Annotated in this window: 13 protein-coding genes and 1 pseudogene; 4 read left to right on the top strand and 10 right to left on the bottom strand. The window is 50.8% G+C overall.

What is annotated here, in order from left to right:
* Nucleotides 1-130: 130 nt before the first annotated feature.
* Nucleotides 131-1,525: an MATE family efflux transporter gene (locus LK436_RS08180; RefSeq protein WP_008395663.1), complete on the bottom strand. Its 1,395-nt coding sequence runs from the start codon at nucleotides 1,523-1,525 to the stop codon at nucleotides 131-133.
* A gap of 364 nt (nucleotides 1,526-1,889) precedes the next feature.
* On the opposite strand from LK436_RS08180, the gene LK436_RS08175 reads away from it, so the two are divergent.
* On the top strand, nucleotides 1,890-2,348 hold the full coding sequence (locus LK436_RS08175; RefSeq protein WP_008395667.1) for an Lrp/AsnC family transcriptional regulator: 459 nt from the start codon (nucleotides 1,890-1,892) through the stop codon (nucleotides 2,346-2,348).
* Nucleotides 2,349-2,430: 82 nt separating this feature from the next.
* Here LK436_RS08175 and LK436_RS08170 read toward each other — a convergent pair whose 3' ends face one another.
* The 3 genes and pseudogenes from LK436_RS08170 to LK436_RS08160 form a co-directional block, all read right to left on the bottom strand.
* Entirely contained in the window at nucleotides 2,431-3,252 is an 822-nt protein-coding gene (locus tag LK436_RS08170; protein WP_008395668.1) for a hypothetical protein, read from the bottom strand.
* Nucleotides 3,253-3,379: 127 nt separating this feature from the next.
* Nucleotides 3,380-4,072, bottom strand: a pseudogene (locus LK436_RS08165) (ABC transporter ATP-binding protein); the annotation flags it as partial.
* On the bottom strand, nucleotides 4,069-4,452 hold the full coding sequence (locus tag LK436_RS08160) for a GntR family transcriptional regulator (protein WP_044930733.1): 384 nt from the start codon (nucleotides 4,450-4,452) through the stop codon (nucleotides 4,069-4,071). The pseudogene LK436_RS08165 and the gene LK436_RS08160, both read right to left, overlap by 4 nt.
* A 386-nt stretch (nucleotides 4,453-4,838) precedes the next feature.
* Here LK436_RS08160 and LK436_RS08155 point away from each other — a divergent pair, with 386 nt between their 5' ends.
* From LK436_RS08155 to LK436_RS08145, 3 genes are all read left to right on the top strand, one after another.
* On the top strand, nucleotides 4,839-5,426 hold the full coding sequence (locus LK436_RS08155; protein ID WP_008395673.1) for a GNAT family N-acetyltransferase: 588 nt from the start codon (nucleotides 4,839-4,841) through the stop codon (nucleotides 5,424-5,426).
* A gap of 75 nt (nucleotides 5,427-5,501) precedes the next feature.
* Entirely contained in the window at nucleotides 5,502-6,053 is a 552-nt protein-coding gene (locus LK436_RS08150) for an adenylate kinase (RefSeq protein ID WP_008395675.1), read from the top strand.
* Nucleotides 6,054-6,137: 84 nt separating this feature from the next.
* Nucleotides 6,138-6,548 (top strand): nucleotidyltransferase domain-containing protein, encoded by a 411-nt coding sequence (locus LK436_RS08145; protein WP_008395677.1) that lies wholly within the window; start codon nucleotides 6,138-6,140, stop codon nucleotides 6,546-6,548.
* A 299-nt stretch (nucleotides 6,549-6,847) separates the two neighbouring features.
* On the opposite strand, the gene deoC is transcribed toward LK436_RS08145, so the two are convergent.
* The 6 genes from deoC to LK436_RS08115 form a co-directional block, all read right to left on the bottom strand.
* Nucleotides 6,848-7,507 (bottom strand): deoxyribose-phosphate aldolase, encoded by a 660-nt coding sequence (deoC, locus tag LK436_RS08140; RefSeq protein ID WP_021965832.1) that lies wholly within the window; start codon nucleotides 7,505-7,507, stop codon nucleotides 6,848-6,850.
* A gap of 77 nt (nucleotides 7,508-7,584) precedes the next feature.
* Nucleotides 7,585-8,787 (bottom strand): phosphopentomutase, encoded by a 1,203-nt coding sequence (locus LK436_RS08135; protein WP_008395682.1) that lies wholly within the window; start codon nucleotides 8,785-8,787, stop codon nucleotides 7,585-7,587.
* 271 nt (nucleotides 8,788-9,058) lie between these two features.
* On the bottom strand, nucleotides 9,059-9,850 hold the full coding sequence (gene udp, locus LK436_RS08130; protein WP_044930621.1) for a uridine phosphorylase: 792 nt from the start codon (nucleotides 9,848-9,850) through the stop codon (nucleotides 9,059-9,061).
* A gap of 510 nt (nucleotides 9,851-10,360) precedes the next feature.
* Nucleotides 10,361-11,812 carry a M20 family metallopeptidase gene (locus tag LK436_RS08125; protein ID WP_008395685.1) on the bottom strand — a complete coding sequence of 484 codons (1,452 nt, stop codon included), beginning with the start codon at nucleotides 11,810-11,812 and terminating at the stop codon, nucleotides 10,361-10,363.
* A 50-nt stretch (nucleotides 11,813-11,862) separates the two neighbouring features.
* The gene (locus LK436_RS08120; protein WP_044930734.1) at nucleotides 11,863-12,588 is read right to left on the bottom strand and encodes an amino acid ABC transporter ATP-binding protein; all 726 of its coding nucleotides are present in this window, start codon (nucleotides 12,586-12,588) and stop codon (nucleotides 11,863-11,865) included.
* A 1-nt stretch (nucleotide 12,589) separates the two neighbouring features.
* Complete coding sequence (locus tag LK436_RS08115) at nucleotides 12,590-13,234, bottom strand: amino acid ABC transporter permease (protein ID WP_044930736.1); 645 nt, start codon at nucleotides 13,232-13,234, stop codon at nucleotides 12,590-12,592.
* Nucleotides 13,235-13,254: the final 20 nt, after the last annotated feature.

Here is a 13,254-nt window from a genome sequence, read left to right as displayed (position 1 = left end):
CCGATTTAAGCTCCTTCTCAGAGAAGTCCTGTTCAACCGTCGGGGGCGATCAGACAAACGGGGCCGGCTTCCCAAATATGGCTGCCGGCCCCGTTTTCCTGATTCACCGTCATTGCTGACTTTCATTATTTCAAGATATTGCTTCCCTCTTCTCCTTTCTATCCAGTTTCCAGAAATATGCAAATCCTGCAATATCCGCCAGAAACCAGCCAATAGGCACTGCCCACCAGATCCCAAGAAGGCCCACTGCCGGTATGGGGGAGAGCAGATAGGCGAGGGCAACTCTGGTTCCCAGGGAAATCACTGTGAGAATAACTGAAACCCCCGCATGCCCAAGGCCTCTGTAAAGCCCGTAGAGCAGGAACAGGCACCCGATTCCCACATAGCAGGCGCCCTCCACGTGAAGATACTGGGCGCCGATTCGGATAATCTGTGTTTCCTCAGGGCTGATGAAGATAGTCATCAATCTCCCTCCGAATGCCACAACCACAAAGGAGATTACAAGACAGAAGGCCCCTGAACTCAGCACTGCTGCCCGAAGGCCCAGGCGTATCCTTTCTTTCCTGCCGGCCCCGTGGTTCTGGGCAATAAAGGTAGAAAAGGCATTGCCGAAATCCTGAACCGGCATGTAGGCGAAGGAATCAATCTTCACCGCTGCCGCAAAGGCCGCCATAACCGTGACTCCGTAGCTGTTAATCAGCCCCTGTACCATCAGAATGCCGAAGTTCATCACCGACTGCTGTACGCAGGTGAGAAGGGAATATCTCGTAATTTTTTTCAAAATCTCCGAATCCCGGTAGAAATGGCGCCTGCCCGGCAAAAGATGGGGCATTTTTACCCACACATAAATTCCAATTCCCAGGGCGGATAAGAACTGCGCTGTAATGGTGGCCCAGGCCGCCCCGGCCGTGCCCATATGAAATTCCAGGATCAGCACCAGGTCCAGCACAATATTTCCCAGAGCCGACACTGCCAAAAACATCAGCGGCACAAGAGAATTTCCCAGGGCCCTTAGAAGGGCTGCAAAATAGTTATAGACAAAGGTGAATACAAGACCTATGAAAATAATCTGCAGATAGGCTTTTGTGTCCTTCAGGATATCAGCGGGAATCTGGAAAACTGCAAGCATGGGATCAATCAGAAGCAGGGCCAGCCCTTCCACCAGGCCCGTCACCAGGGCAATAAAGAAAAAGGACTGGACAAAGCTGTTTTTCATCCTCTCCGTCTCCCCGGCCCCGCAGAGCATGGAAAACAGAACTCCGCTTCCCATGCAGAGCCCCAGAATCACCGAGGTGAGAAATGTCATGACCGTGTAGGAGGATCCCACCGCCGCCAGGGCCCCGGCCCCCAGAAAACGACCCACGATCAGAGTATCTGCTACATTATAAAACTGCTGAAGCAGGTTTCCAGCCATCAGAGGCAGGGCAAACAGCCACATGGAGCGGGCTACCGGGCCGCTTGTCAGATCAATGCTGCGGCCAGCTGTCAGTGTTTCTCTCATGGTTTTGCTCATGGTTTTGCTCATGGTTTCACTTCCGTTTCGTAAGAGTGTACTTTCGTTTTGAAGAAAACATTTTGTCTATCATAGCAGAAAAAACGGAGGTGTGTCAACAAAAAGAGGCACTGGCCGCCGCAGCTTTGACCAAACCAGTTGTCCGGTTCCTCGGCTGTATGGTATAATGACTGCGGATCAGTCATTATACCTGCGCATTCCGGTTTCAGCATTCACTGCTGAAAGCCGAGCGCTGGATTTTGGTCCAGCCAGGGCGGGTAAACTCCTGCTCTTTTTCACAAACTCTGTCACAGAATGGCCTTGGGCAGGAGCTGTAAATACTGCTGTATCATGCAGAATTATACAAGCAATTTAAGATTAAGAAAGGAATCACCTCATGTTTCTGGGAAATCTGGACGACACGGATCAGAAAATTATTACACTTTTAACGGAAAATGCGCGGATGTCCTACTCCGACATAGGCGTCAGGGTGGGGCTCTCCCGGGTTGCCGTAAAAAGCAGGATACAGGCTTTGGAGGAGCGCGGAATTATCGAGGAGTATACGACCATTATCAATCCTCAGAAAATCAGCGGCGCTGTTTCCTGCTATTTCGAGATGGAATTTTCTCCGGACGGCTTTTCAGAAAGCTGCAGAAAACTTAAGGACTGCGATATTGTCACCCAAATCTACCAGGTTTCCGGCCGCTGCCGTCTCCACGTTCACGCCGTCGCCGCCAGCCAAGAGGAGTTGGAATCGTTTTTGAATGAAACGGTTCTCACACTGCCGGGGCTTTCAGATTTATCCTGCAATATTATTCTGTCGAGGATTAAGGATATTAAGGGGCTGCGGCTGTAAGAAAAAGGACCCGGGCCTCCCGCCTGAGTCCTTCTTTAAATCGCAGATGCGTTCTCCTTCTCTTCCTTTCTTCCCTGAAGCCTTACTCCAGATTCAGCCTCCGCTCCAGCACATAGCCGGTTCCTCCCATGAGAAGCGCAAGGCTCACCGCCTGCATGGCCAGAAGGCCGAGGCCCAATACATGGAGAAATGCCACTCCGTTTTCCATTCCGTCTAAAAACCGGACAAATAAAGATGCATTTCCCATGAGCACCATGGAGATAAAGTTAAATACTGTGCTCACTGCCACGAACCACAGGACAGACCATATAATCTTGTGATTTCTCGACATCTGTCCAAGAGCCATGGAAAAATACAGCTCATAGATGGAGGACAGTGTTCCCACTGCCAGAGCTAGCAGAAGCTCCACACCGAAGACCATGCAGTGAAGAAACAGCGTCCTGTCGGCGGCCATTCCCTCCTGTATAAATTCCACTATCAGTCCCGGTATCTGGAACAGTGCCCCAAAAAAGTCGATTCCGCCAAACATTCCCAGCGACAGGATTCCAACTGTCAGAGAGCAGAACGTGGCTGCCAGGGAAACGCAGGCCTTGGAAAATACAAGCTGCCAGGTTTTGACAGGAAGGGTAAACATCAGATATCCCTCCTGCCTTAAAAGGCCTTTGTAAAACCGCTGGATCACCATAACTGCCGTGAATACTCCCATTGCCGCCATCACAAAGATATAAAGCGTCATCGTCGCTATCCTGGTATATTCCAGAAGCGCCGGCGTCTCTGAACCAGTCCCAAATACGTTCTGGAACAAAAAGCCATTGATCAGGGCAACTGCCAGTGTGGCTCCGTAAATGGGCAGCATGGTCCGCATCATTGCCCTCCACTCATATTTTAACAGTTTTCTGAACATACTAGCTCTCCTCCTTCTGATCCTCGTGTACGGTTTTCTCTGTCTTTTCTTCCTCCTGATCATGCAGCCCAGGCTTCACCGCCGGCTCAAAAAGGGGATTTCTGCCCATCTGCGGCCCCCGTACGGCAAAGATTTCCCGGAACAGCCGGTCTACCGATTTCCCTTCCTTCTCCCGTATATCATCGACACTGCTGTGGCGCACCAGCCGTCCTTCCTTTAAAAATATAGCCTCATCTAAGACCTTTTCCACATCTGCAATCAGGTGGGTGGAGATCATCACCGACGCATCCTCTGAATAATTGGTAAGAATGGTTTTCAGAATATAATCCCGTGCCGCCGGATCAACGCCTCCGATTGGCTCATCGAGGAGGTAAAGCTTTGCCTGCCGGCTCATGACCAGGACAAGCTGTACCTTTTCCTTGCTGCCCTTGGATAAGGTCTTCATCCTCTCCTTTTCGGAGATATCCAGAGCCCTCAGCATGGAACCGGCCTTCCCTCTGTCAAAATCTCTGTAAAAATCAGAAAACATGGCCAAAAGATCAGAAACTCTCATCCAGTCTGCAAAATACATCTGATCCGGCAGATAGGATACCACCGACTTCGTGTGCAGTCCGGGCCTGCTCCCGTCTATCTCGATCCATCCCTCCTCAGGCTTCAGAAGCCCGTTAGCCAGCTTCATAAGCGTGGTCTTTCCGGAGCCGTTTGGCCCCAGGAGCCCGATAATTTTCCCGCTCTCCACCCTGAGCTCCACATCCCTCAGCGCGTACCTGGTGCCAAACCGTTTTCCCAGGCCGCTGCAGATAAGTATTTCCTTACTCATAGTTCCCCCTCCTCTGTCATGCTCTCCAGTGCTTCCTCCAGTACCTGGCGTATCTCTTCCTTTGTATATCCCAGCGTTCCCATCTGCTCTAAAAACCGGACAGCCTGTTCTCTGGCCTGCCCCGAGCGCAGTTTTTTAATTTTTTCCATATCCTGTGTCACACACCTTCCCGCTGTTCTGTTCGTTATCACAAGCCCCTGGCTTTCCAGGTCTGCCATGGCTCTCTGCATCGTATTCGGATTCACCCCCGCCTGGGCCGCGCACTCCCTGACGGAAGGCAGCCTCTCCCCGGGCCTGTAAGCCCCGGCTGCAATCTGGGCTGCCAGCTGTTCAGAAAGCTGCATCCAGATAGGTCTGTCATCCGTAATCTTCCACTCCATCGCCTCACCTCCGCTTTTCTCTGAGTATTTTTCTGACATGATGGCAGCTACAGTGCGCTTTTTCTCCTGCTTATCACGCCATTGTATTTTTGTATTAGTTGCTTAATACAGTTATACAATAAACAGAACCGATTGTCAACCCATTTATCATGAAACTTATCAGCCGTCTGCCTCACGCCCTGCATCCCTTTTCCCTTTCCCTGGACTTCCCCATCTTCCTCTGCTATAATGCTTCTGCAGAAGCTCTCCCAGGTGCACTTTCCCTGTACAGGCAGGTACAATTCCTGCCAGGCCTTCCAGGGAGCAGGAAGCACCCAGGGAACCTGTGGACGGTGAAGCCGCCTGAAAGCAGCTAAAAAAAGGTAAAAATAATCGGGAGCAGCAGGATGAATACGCCAACGACAGAAACAGAGAGACTTATTTTAAGAAAATTTACGGAGGATGATCTGGAAGCCCTGTATCAGATTTACTGTGATGAAGAGGTCAATACCTTCCTGCCATGGTTTCCTCTGAAAACAATGGAAGAAGCCAGAATATTCTATGAAGAGCATTACGCAAAGAAATACCGCCAGAACTGTGCATACAGCTACGCAGTCTGCCTAAAAAAGGATAATTTCCCTGTGGGCTATGTAAACGTCAGTACAGAGGACAGTTATGATTTCGGCTATGGACTGAAAAAAGAATTCTGGCATCAGGGGATTATCACAGAGGCCGGCAGGGCGATTATCGGTCAGTTAAAAAAAGACGGCATTCCATATATAACAGCCACACACGATATCCATAATCCCCGAAGCGGCGAGGTCATGAAACGGCTGGGGATGAAGTATCAATATTCCTACAAGGAGAAATGGCAGCCCAAAAATTTTTTCGTTATATTCAGAATGTATCAGTTAAATCTCGACGGAAATGAGGACAGGGTCTACCGGAAATACTGGGATATCTCTCCTGTTCATTTTAAAGAAACAGACATCTAGCCTTACCCTCTGCAGAAACCCAGCCAGAACAGAATCCGAAAAAGCATATACCATTAAGATTTAGGAGGACAGAAATTGATCGTACTCATTACGGGGGCCTCCCATACGGGAAAGACCTTATTATCCCAGAAACTGCTTGAAACATATCATTATCCCTATTTATCCCTTGATCTCCTGAAAATGGGGTTAATACGGAGCAGAAACACCAGTCTGACCCCTGAGGATGACAGGGAACTCACCAGTTATTTATGGCCGATTGTGCGGGAAATGATAAAGACCGCTGTGGAAAACAGGCAGAATCTGATTGTCGAGGGATGCTATATCCCCGGTAACTGGAAAGAAGACTTTTCTGAAGAATATCTGAAGGAAATCCGCTACTGCTGCCTTGTCATGAGCAAAGCCTATATTGAACGGCATTTTTCAGATATAAAAGAACACGCCAGTGACATTGAGAAGCGCATCGATGACACTTGGTGTACGAAGGAATCTGTGCTGGAAGACAATGCAGAATATCTTGCTATGTGCAGAAAGCATGGTTATCCTTACCTGCTGATCGACAGCGAATACAAGGTGGAACTTGATTTACAGCAGCCTGACCGGCAGACGTCAGATTTGATGGAAATTTGATGGAAAATTCAATTCCATTTCCATTCACAGCGTTGATGCAGGGAATAATAAAAATCGGAATTTTAAAACAGGAGAGGTAACTGTATGATGGAAGATTTTATCAGTGCTCTAAAAGCGTTTTCTGAAAACAACTCTTTTATAGAGAGTGTTATTCTCGTAGGCTCTTATGCGAGAGGTACGAATCAAGAAGATTCTGATTTGGATATTGTGGTTATTACACCGAATAAAGCGGAAATGGTTGCCAATCAGGACTTTGTTCAAAATTTCGGAAAAGTTTTATCAAAACAAACAGAGTATTATGGCGCGTGTACCTCTGTCCGTGTGTGGTATGAGAACGGACCGGAGGTCGAGTTTGGAATTGCAGAACCCTCGTGGATAGAAAGACCTTTAGATAGGGGGACATACAAAGTTTTAAGCGATGGCTATCAAATTATTCTGGATAAAAAACACTATTTTGAAAATCTGACGCCTGAACCATCTCCGTCCTGCAGATAAACGCAGCCTTTCTCAGACTGACGGAGTGATCCGCCCCCGGCGGTGAAGGGAAAGTCTTTTTTCAGAACCCTTTTTCAGAAGTCCTTTCAAGAGGTTCTTTCCAGTTTTTTCATCCGGAGCAGCCAGGCCGGTTTGGCGTTCTCCTGAATCTGAACCTCTGCCGGGAATATGCTGGGAATACAGAGAAACCATACAGAGCGAAGGCTGAATTTAATTCTGCAATGGAAAAAGGCGAGGCAGAATCACCCGTCAGGCTGATTCTGCCCCGCCTCTTCCTTCTGACTGTCAGATTGGCAGCTCTAATTTCCCTCTTCTGCTTCCAGAAGCCGGATCAGCCGGCTGGTTCCCAGGCGGTCTGCGCCAAGTCCGATGAACTTCTCTGCATCCTCCACGCTTGCGATCCCGCCGGCAGCCTTTACCTTCACATCCTCTCCCACATACTTTCTCATCAGCGCCACATCGTCAAAGGTTGCGCCTCCCGTGGAAAATCCGGTGGATGTCTTAATGTACTCTGCGCCGGACTCTGTCACCACGCGGCACATCTCAATTTTCTCGTCTTCTGTGAGAAGGCAGGCTTCTATAATCACCTTCAGGAGTTTTCCTTTGCAGGCAGCCTTCACGGCACGGATCTCGTTTAGAACTCCTTCATAGTCCCCTTCCTTCACCATACCGATATTGATCACCATATCGATCTCATCGGCTCCGTTTTTCACCGCGTCCTCTGTCTCAAACACTTTTGCCGCCGTTGTCATATATCCGTTGGGGAACCCGATGACCGTGCAGATGGGGAGCCTTTCCCCCACATACTCCTTGGCCCTCTTTACAAAAAAAGGCGGAATACAAACGGAAGCCGTGCGGTACTTCATTCCCTCATCGCAGAGTTTCCGAATCTGCTCCCAGGTGGCAGTCTGGGTGAGCAGTGTGTGATCCAGGCGTCCTAAAATTTCCTGTCTGTCCATTTTTTTCTCTCTCCATTTCACTGTCTGTTTAACAAGCTGCTTTTTGCAGTTTATGTTTACAATTTACTTTTTACAGTTTACTTTGCAATCTCATCAAGCCTGGAGCGTCCGATTGTCCCCTCCGGCATCTGTACGCCAAAATTGTCTGCTATGGTTGCTCCTATCACCGCGAAGGTATCGCTCTCCTCCATGGCTCCTGCGCAGGTCATCGAAGGGGACCAGGCGATAAAAGGAACCTTTTCTCTGGTGTGATCAGTTCCCGTGTAGGTGGGATCGTTTCCGTGATCAGCCGTCAGAATCAGAAGGTCATCTTCCTTTAACAGGGGCAGCAGCTCTCCCAGCTTCCTGTCAAACCGCTCAATCTCCTTTGCGTATCCTTTCACGTCTCTTCTGTGTCCCCACAGGGCGTCGAAATCCACCAGGTTTACAAAGCAAAGGCCTGTAAAATCACGCTTTGCAATCTCGATGGTCTGCTCCATTCCGTGGACGGAGCTCTGGGATTTGTTGGACTCTGTCAGACCTTCTCCGTCGAAGATATCAAAAATCTTTCCCACTGAGATCACGTCGCAGCCGGCATCCTTTAAGGCATTCAAGGCTGTCTGCCCATAAGGCTTTAACGCGTAGTCGTGGCGGTTGGCAGTGCGCTTAAACTCACCCTTCTTCTTTCCCACATAGGGTCTTGCGATCACGCGTCCCACCTTCCACTCGTCCCTGAGAGTCAGCTCCCTGGCGATCTCGCAGTAGCGGTACAGGTTGTCAAGCCCCATGGTTTCCTCATTTCCGCAGATCTGGAGAACGGAGTCAGCGGAGGTGTAGACGATCAGATGGCCTGTGGCGATCTCCTCCTCTGCCAGCTCGTCTAAGATCTCCGTTCCGCTGGCGCTCTTGTTGCCGATGATTTTCCGTCCGGTTCTCTTCTCCAGCTCGTCGATCAGCTCCTTCGGAAATCCTGTCTCCGTAAAGGTCTTAAAAGGCGTCGTAATATAGAGCCCCATCATCTCCCAGTGGCCTGTCATCGTATCCTTGCCGCAGCTTTTCTCCCTCATCTTCATGTATTTTCCGAGAGGGTTCTCTGCCTTCTCCACCTGCTTTAAGGGATGGAGGTTGGCCATTCCCAGTTTCCTCAGGTTTGGAATCTCAAAGGTGTCCACAGACTCTGAAATATGTCCCAGAGTGTCTACGCCGATGTCTCCGTACTGGGGAGAGTCCTCCATGGCTCCTACTCCCAGGGAATCCAAAACAATTGTGAAAATTCTCTTATACTTTTTATACTGTCCCATCGCAAGTTCTGCCTCCTTCTGACTGCAATTGATTCTTCTCCTGCTTCCGGCCTTCCGGCTTTCGTTTTTCATGGTCTTTTCTATCTGCGCTTTCGTTTTTCATGGTCTTTTCTTTCTGCGCTTTCGTTTTTATAGCTTTTTGGAGCTGTTTTGTTTCAACGCCTTCTCTTTCTGCCTTTCCAGCCGTGCAGGTTTTACGGATTTTCCTATGAAGTACAGCATATTTTACCACAGCCTGAAACAGAGTGACAAGCCATTTCCTTCCGGTCTCCTATTTCCTCTTCTCTTCCAGACGATCTGCCTGAATCAGACGGCGGATAGCCTCCACCGCCACCCGGATAGGCGCCTCTGTGTTGTGCTTAATGGGGTTTTCCATTCCCAGCTTCTCCCTCTCCTGGTTTCCCACCACCAGGAAATCAGAGCCGCAGCGCACGCCCAGGTGGGCAGCTACAATAAACAGAGCCGCCGATTCCATCTCGGAGGCCTTGCAGCCCAGGCGCTTCCATGCCTCCCACTTGTTTAAAAGCTCATAGCTCACCGGCATGCGCTCCGGATCGTGCTGGCCGTAGAAGGCGTCCTTGCACTGCACCACACCTGTGTGATACTTCATGCCAAGCTCCCTGGCCGCCCCCACCAGGGCGTTTGTCACATCCAGATTCGCCACTGCCGGAAATTCAATGGGCGCGTACTCCCTGCTGGTTCCCTCCATGCGGACGGCGCCTGTGGCAATGACAATATCTCCGCCCACGACTTCTAAATCCATGCCCCCGCAGGTTCCCACACGGATGAAGGTATCAGCCCCGCACTGAACCAGCTCCTCCATGGCAATGGAAGCCGAGGGACCGCCGATTCCGGTTGAGGTGACACTCACCTTCTCCCCGTCAATCGTTCCTGTGTAGGTCACATACTCCCTGCTGTCCGCCACCAGAGCAGGGCTGTCGAAAAACTCCGCGATCTTTTTGCACCTCTTGGGATCTCCCGGAAGGATCACATACCGTCCCACATCGCCCTTCCTGATCTGCAAGTGATACATTAATCCGATTTCTCCTGAATAGTTCTGCATATCTTCTCTCCTTTCCTCCAGAAGCTGTGAGCTCACAGCTGCCCTCTGAGCCCTCCCCCGCTGTTTTCCCGCTGCGTTTCTCGTCCCGCTGATAGTTGTATCATATCATCAGCCCTGCCTATTTTCAATCCTCAATTCCTCTCTGCTCCCGCCCCCAGGCAGAACCCAGACAGAACCGCCTGAAGGCCCAAAAAAGACAACCCATGGTCTTTCCCGCTTCCCGGCCGGCCATCTGCCGCAGCCTGACTCATGGCAGATCTCTTTGTCCGACTGCAGCAAGGGCGCTGTAAAACTTCTCCCTCACAGGATACAGTTTTCCGACTTCTGAAGTCTTTCTGTATTCTCTGAGAGATGATTTTACAGCGCCCCCGGCTTTCTGTATTCAGACACGTTTCTCTGCTGTAAGCGCGTCTTTCCCGGCCGCTTTTCCACAGCTTTTTTACGTCTTCTTTTCCAGGTTTTTGTGTCTGTTTGTTCTGTTTTTTTATGTATGTTTTCTGAAGCCTCTCTCTACATCTGTTCTCCGGCTAACACCGGCTTTGCGCCGTCCGGAATGGGACAGTAGTAGCCGCCTTTTGTCTTCTTCTCAAACTCCTCTCTGGCAGCAGCAAGGATTTCCTGGTTTTCAAACAGGTCAATGGCTGTTCCCGCGATAACCTTTCCGGCTGTCAGAGTACCCTTGTGTCCGATGGAGGTGGCGCCGCAGGAAACATTCTGCCAGCTGTGTCCCGGCGCAGCCGACGGGAAGCAGGCCACCCGGATCTGGGCTGTCGGTGTATTCCAGCTCACATCTCCCACATCTGTGGAGCCGGCCTTCATTTTCTCGCTGTAGAAGTAGGGGATCAGGAAATCATTCATGGCCTTTGTGCCGTGGTTGCTGGCTTTGTCCACAAATTCCTGAAGCTCAAAGCTCTCGTCTGTGAAGGAACCGGGCAGAGCAGTCTTTCCCAGCTCGCAGGAAGCATTGAGCTTTTCGGCGAAGGCAAGCTCCTCTTCTGTGTAGGACGGCACGCCGATCTCCTCAAAATTTTTATAGAACAGCTTTTCAAGCGGGCGGTTTGTCACTGTGTTGGAGCAGCCGTCAATGAATTTTTTCTTCACCGTAGTTTCCGTCATCATGGCAGCTGCCTCAGCAATCTTATCGACCCGGGCCTGGAGCTCCATGGCCTCCTTCATGAGCTTGGCGCGAACCATGTAGAGTACCTGTGCCTTCGGCTGCACCACGTTGGGAGACTGTCCGCCTGCGTCGGTGATAGAGTAATGGATCCGGCACTCGCTTCCCATGTGCTCCCTCAAAAACTGCACGCCGATATTCATCAGCTCCACCGCGTCCAGGGCAGAGCGTCCAAGCTCCGGCGCCCCGGCTGCATGGGAGGCCAGTCCTGTGAACTTATATTCCGTCTGGATGCAGGAATTGCAGGTTCCGCTTGTCACCTCATTCTCCGTTCCCGGATGCCAGGTGAGGGCGGCATCCAGCTCATTGAATCTTCCTGCCTTTGCCATAAAGGCTTTGGAGGCGGCTCCCTCCTCTCCGGGGCAGCCGTAGAATTTGACGGTTCCGCTTCCCTCTCCCTTTTCCTCCAGGTAATGCTTTACCGCCAGGGCCGCAGCCATGGCTCCTGCGCCCAGCATGTTGTGTCCGCAGCCGTGGCCGCAGCCGCCTGGTATCCTCTCTTTCCGCTCCACAGCTCCCGCCTCCTGAGAAAGGCCGGAGAGAGCGTCATACTCTGCAAGGATCCCGATCACAGGCTTCCCGCTCCCATAAGTGGCAATAAAGGCTGTGTCAATTCCGCAGACAGGAGTTTCCACGGAAAATCCCTCTTCCCCTAAAACCTTCACGTAGAGCTCCGATGACTGATGCTCCATCAGGGACAGCTCTGCATAGCCCCAGATTTTATCTGATACCTCTGTGATCAGCTCTGCCTTGCTGTCAATATATAAAAGTGCTTCCTTTTTTCCCATTATTTTCTCCCTTCCGGCCGGAGTGCTTTCTCCGGCTCCGGCGCAGCATTCTAGTACAGCACCTTGCCCAGGAACTCCCTTGTTCTCACATTCTGCGGATTTTCAAAAATTTCCTTCGGAGTTCCCTTCTCGGCAATCACGCCTCCATCCATAAAAAATACCCGGTCTGAGACCTCTTTGGCAAAGCCCATCTCATGGGTTACAATCACCGTTGTCATTCCCGTGTCCACAAGCCCCTTGATAACATCCAGAACCTCTCCTACCATCTCCGGGTCAAGAGCGCTGGTGGGCTCGTCAAACAGCATGACCTCCGGCTCCATGGCAAGGGCCCGGACAATAGCCAGCCTCTGCTTCTGGCCGCCGGACAGTTTTCCCGGATACTCGTCAAACTTCTCCAGAAGCCCTACCCTGTTTAACAGCTCCCTGGCCATCTCGTCTGCTTCCTTCTGTGTCTTTTTCCTGAGGAGAACAGGCGCCATGGTGACATTCTTTCCCACACTCATGTTGGGGAATACGTTAAAATGCTGGAACACCATTCCCATCTTCTGGCGATGGATGTTGATATCCACGTGCTTATCGGTAATGTCGGTTCCCTCGAAGAGAATCCTTCCCTCCTCCGGCGTTTCCAGAAGATTCAGGCACCGCAGAAATGTAGACTTTCCGCCGCCGGAAGGCCCTATGACAGAGACTACCTCTCCTCTTGCGATATGCTCCGTCACGCCCTTTAATACATGGAGGGAGCCGAATTTCTTATGTAAATTTTCCACTGTGATAATGTTATCGCTCATTTGCCCTCATTCTCCTCTCCATGAAATTGATTCCCTTGCTCAGGCTGAAAGTCACAATAAAGTAGATGCAGCCCACGATAATCAGCGGCTCCAGGGAAAGGTAGAGTACACCTCTCACGGTCTGCCATACTGTCATCAGTTCTCCCACAAAGAAGGTGGAAGCCAGGGATGTGTCCTTGATCATCATGACGAACTCATTTCCCAGAGCCGGCATGATATTTTTAATCGCCTGCGGCAGAATTACTTTCACCATAGCCTGGCGGTGGTTCAGCCCCAGAGAGCGGGCCGCCTCCATCTGCCCCTTGTCAACCGCCTGGATGCCAGAGCGGATAACCTCAGAAACGTATGCTGCAGAGTTCAGGCACAGGGCCACTGCGCAGCAGACGATGGGGCTTAAATTCATACTCGGAAATGCCATGGGCAGCATAAAGTAAAAGAAATACAGCTGAAGCAGCATGGGCGTGCCTCTGACAATCTCCACATAGATTCCGGCCAGTGTATTTAACGGCCTGATTTTTACAATTTTCCAGTTGCTGAGCCTGAGCATCGCCAGCAGGAACCCGAGAAGGGTTCCCACAATCACGATCACAAGGCTTAACAGGAGGGTAACTCCCAGTCCCTGCATAAACAGCATCCAGTACCTATCCCAAATCT

Source organism: Clostridium sp. M62/1 (assembly GCF_020736365.1).
Classification (GTDB): domain Bacteria; phylum Bacillota; class Clostridia; order Lachnospirales; family Lachnospiraceae; genus Otoolea; species Otoolea saccharolyticum_A.
Note: the sequence above shows the minus strand (reverse complement) of the source record. Positions and strands in the feature narration are given on the sequence as shown.

Coding starts and splice junctions, on each gene's coding strand:
- LK436_RS08180 (WP_008395663.1), bottom strand. CDS start 1,525: ATGAGCAAAACCATGAGCAAAACCATGAGAGAAACACTGACAGCTGGC.
- LK436_RS08175 (WP_008395667.1), top strand. CDS start 1,890: ATGTTTCTGGGAAATCTGGACGACACGGATCAGAAAATTATTACACTT.
- LK436_RS08170 (WP_008395668.1), bottom strand. CDS start 3,252: ATGTTCAGAAAACTGTTAAAATATGAGTGGAGGGCAATGATGCGGACC.
- LK436_RS08160 (WP_044930733.1), bottom strand. CDS start 4,452: ATGGAGTGGAAGATTACGGATGACAGACCTATCTGGATGCAGCTTTCT.
- LK436_RS08155 (WP_008395673.1), top strand. CDS start 4,839: ATGAATACGCCAACGACAGAAACAGAGAGACTTATTTTAAGAAAATTT.
- LK436_RS08145 (WP_008395677.1), top strand. CDS start 6,138: ATGATGGAAGATTTTATCAGTGCTCTAAAAGCGTTTTCTGAAAACAAC.
- deoC (WP_021965832.1), bottom strand. CDS start 7,507: ATGGACAGACAGGAAATTTTAGGACGCCTGGATCACACACTGCTCACC.
- LK436_RS08135 (WP_008395682.1), bottom strand. CDS start 8,787: ATGGGACAGTATAAAAAGTATAAGAGAATTTTCACAATTGTTTTGGAT.
- udp (WP_044930621.1), bottom strand. CDS start 9,850: ATGCAGAACTATTCAGGAGAAATCGGATTAATGTATCACTTGCAGATC.
- LK436_RS08125 (WP_008395685.1), bottom strand. CDS start 11,812: ATGGGAAAAAAGGAAGCACTTTTATATATTGACAGCAAGGCAGAGCTG.
- LK436_RS08115 (WP_044930736.1), bottom strand. CDS start 13,234: ATGCTGTTTATGCAGGGACTGGGAGTTACCCTCCTGTTAAGCCTTGTG.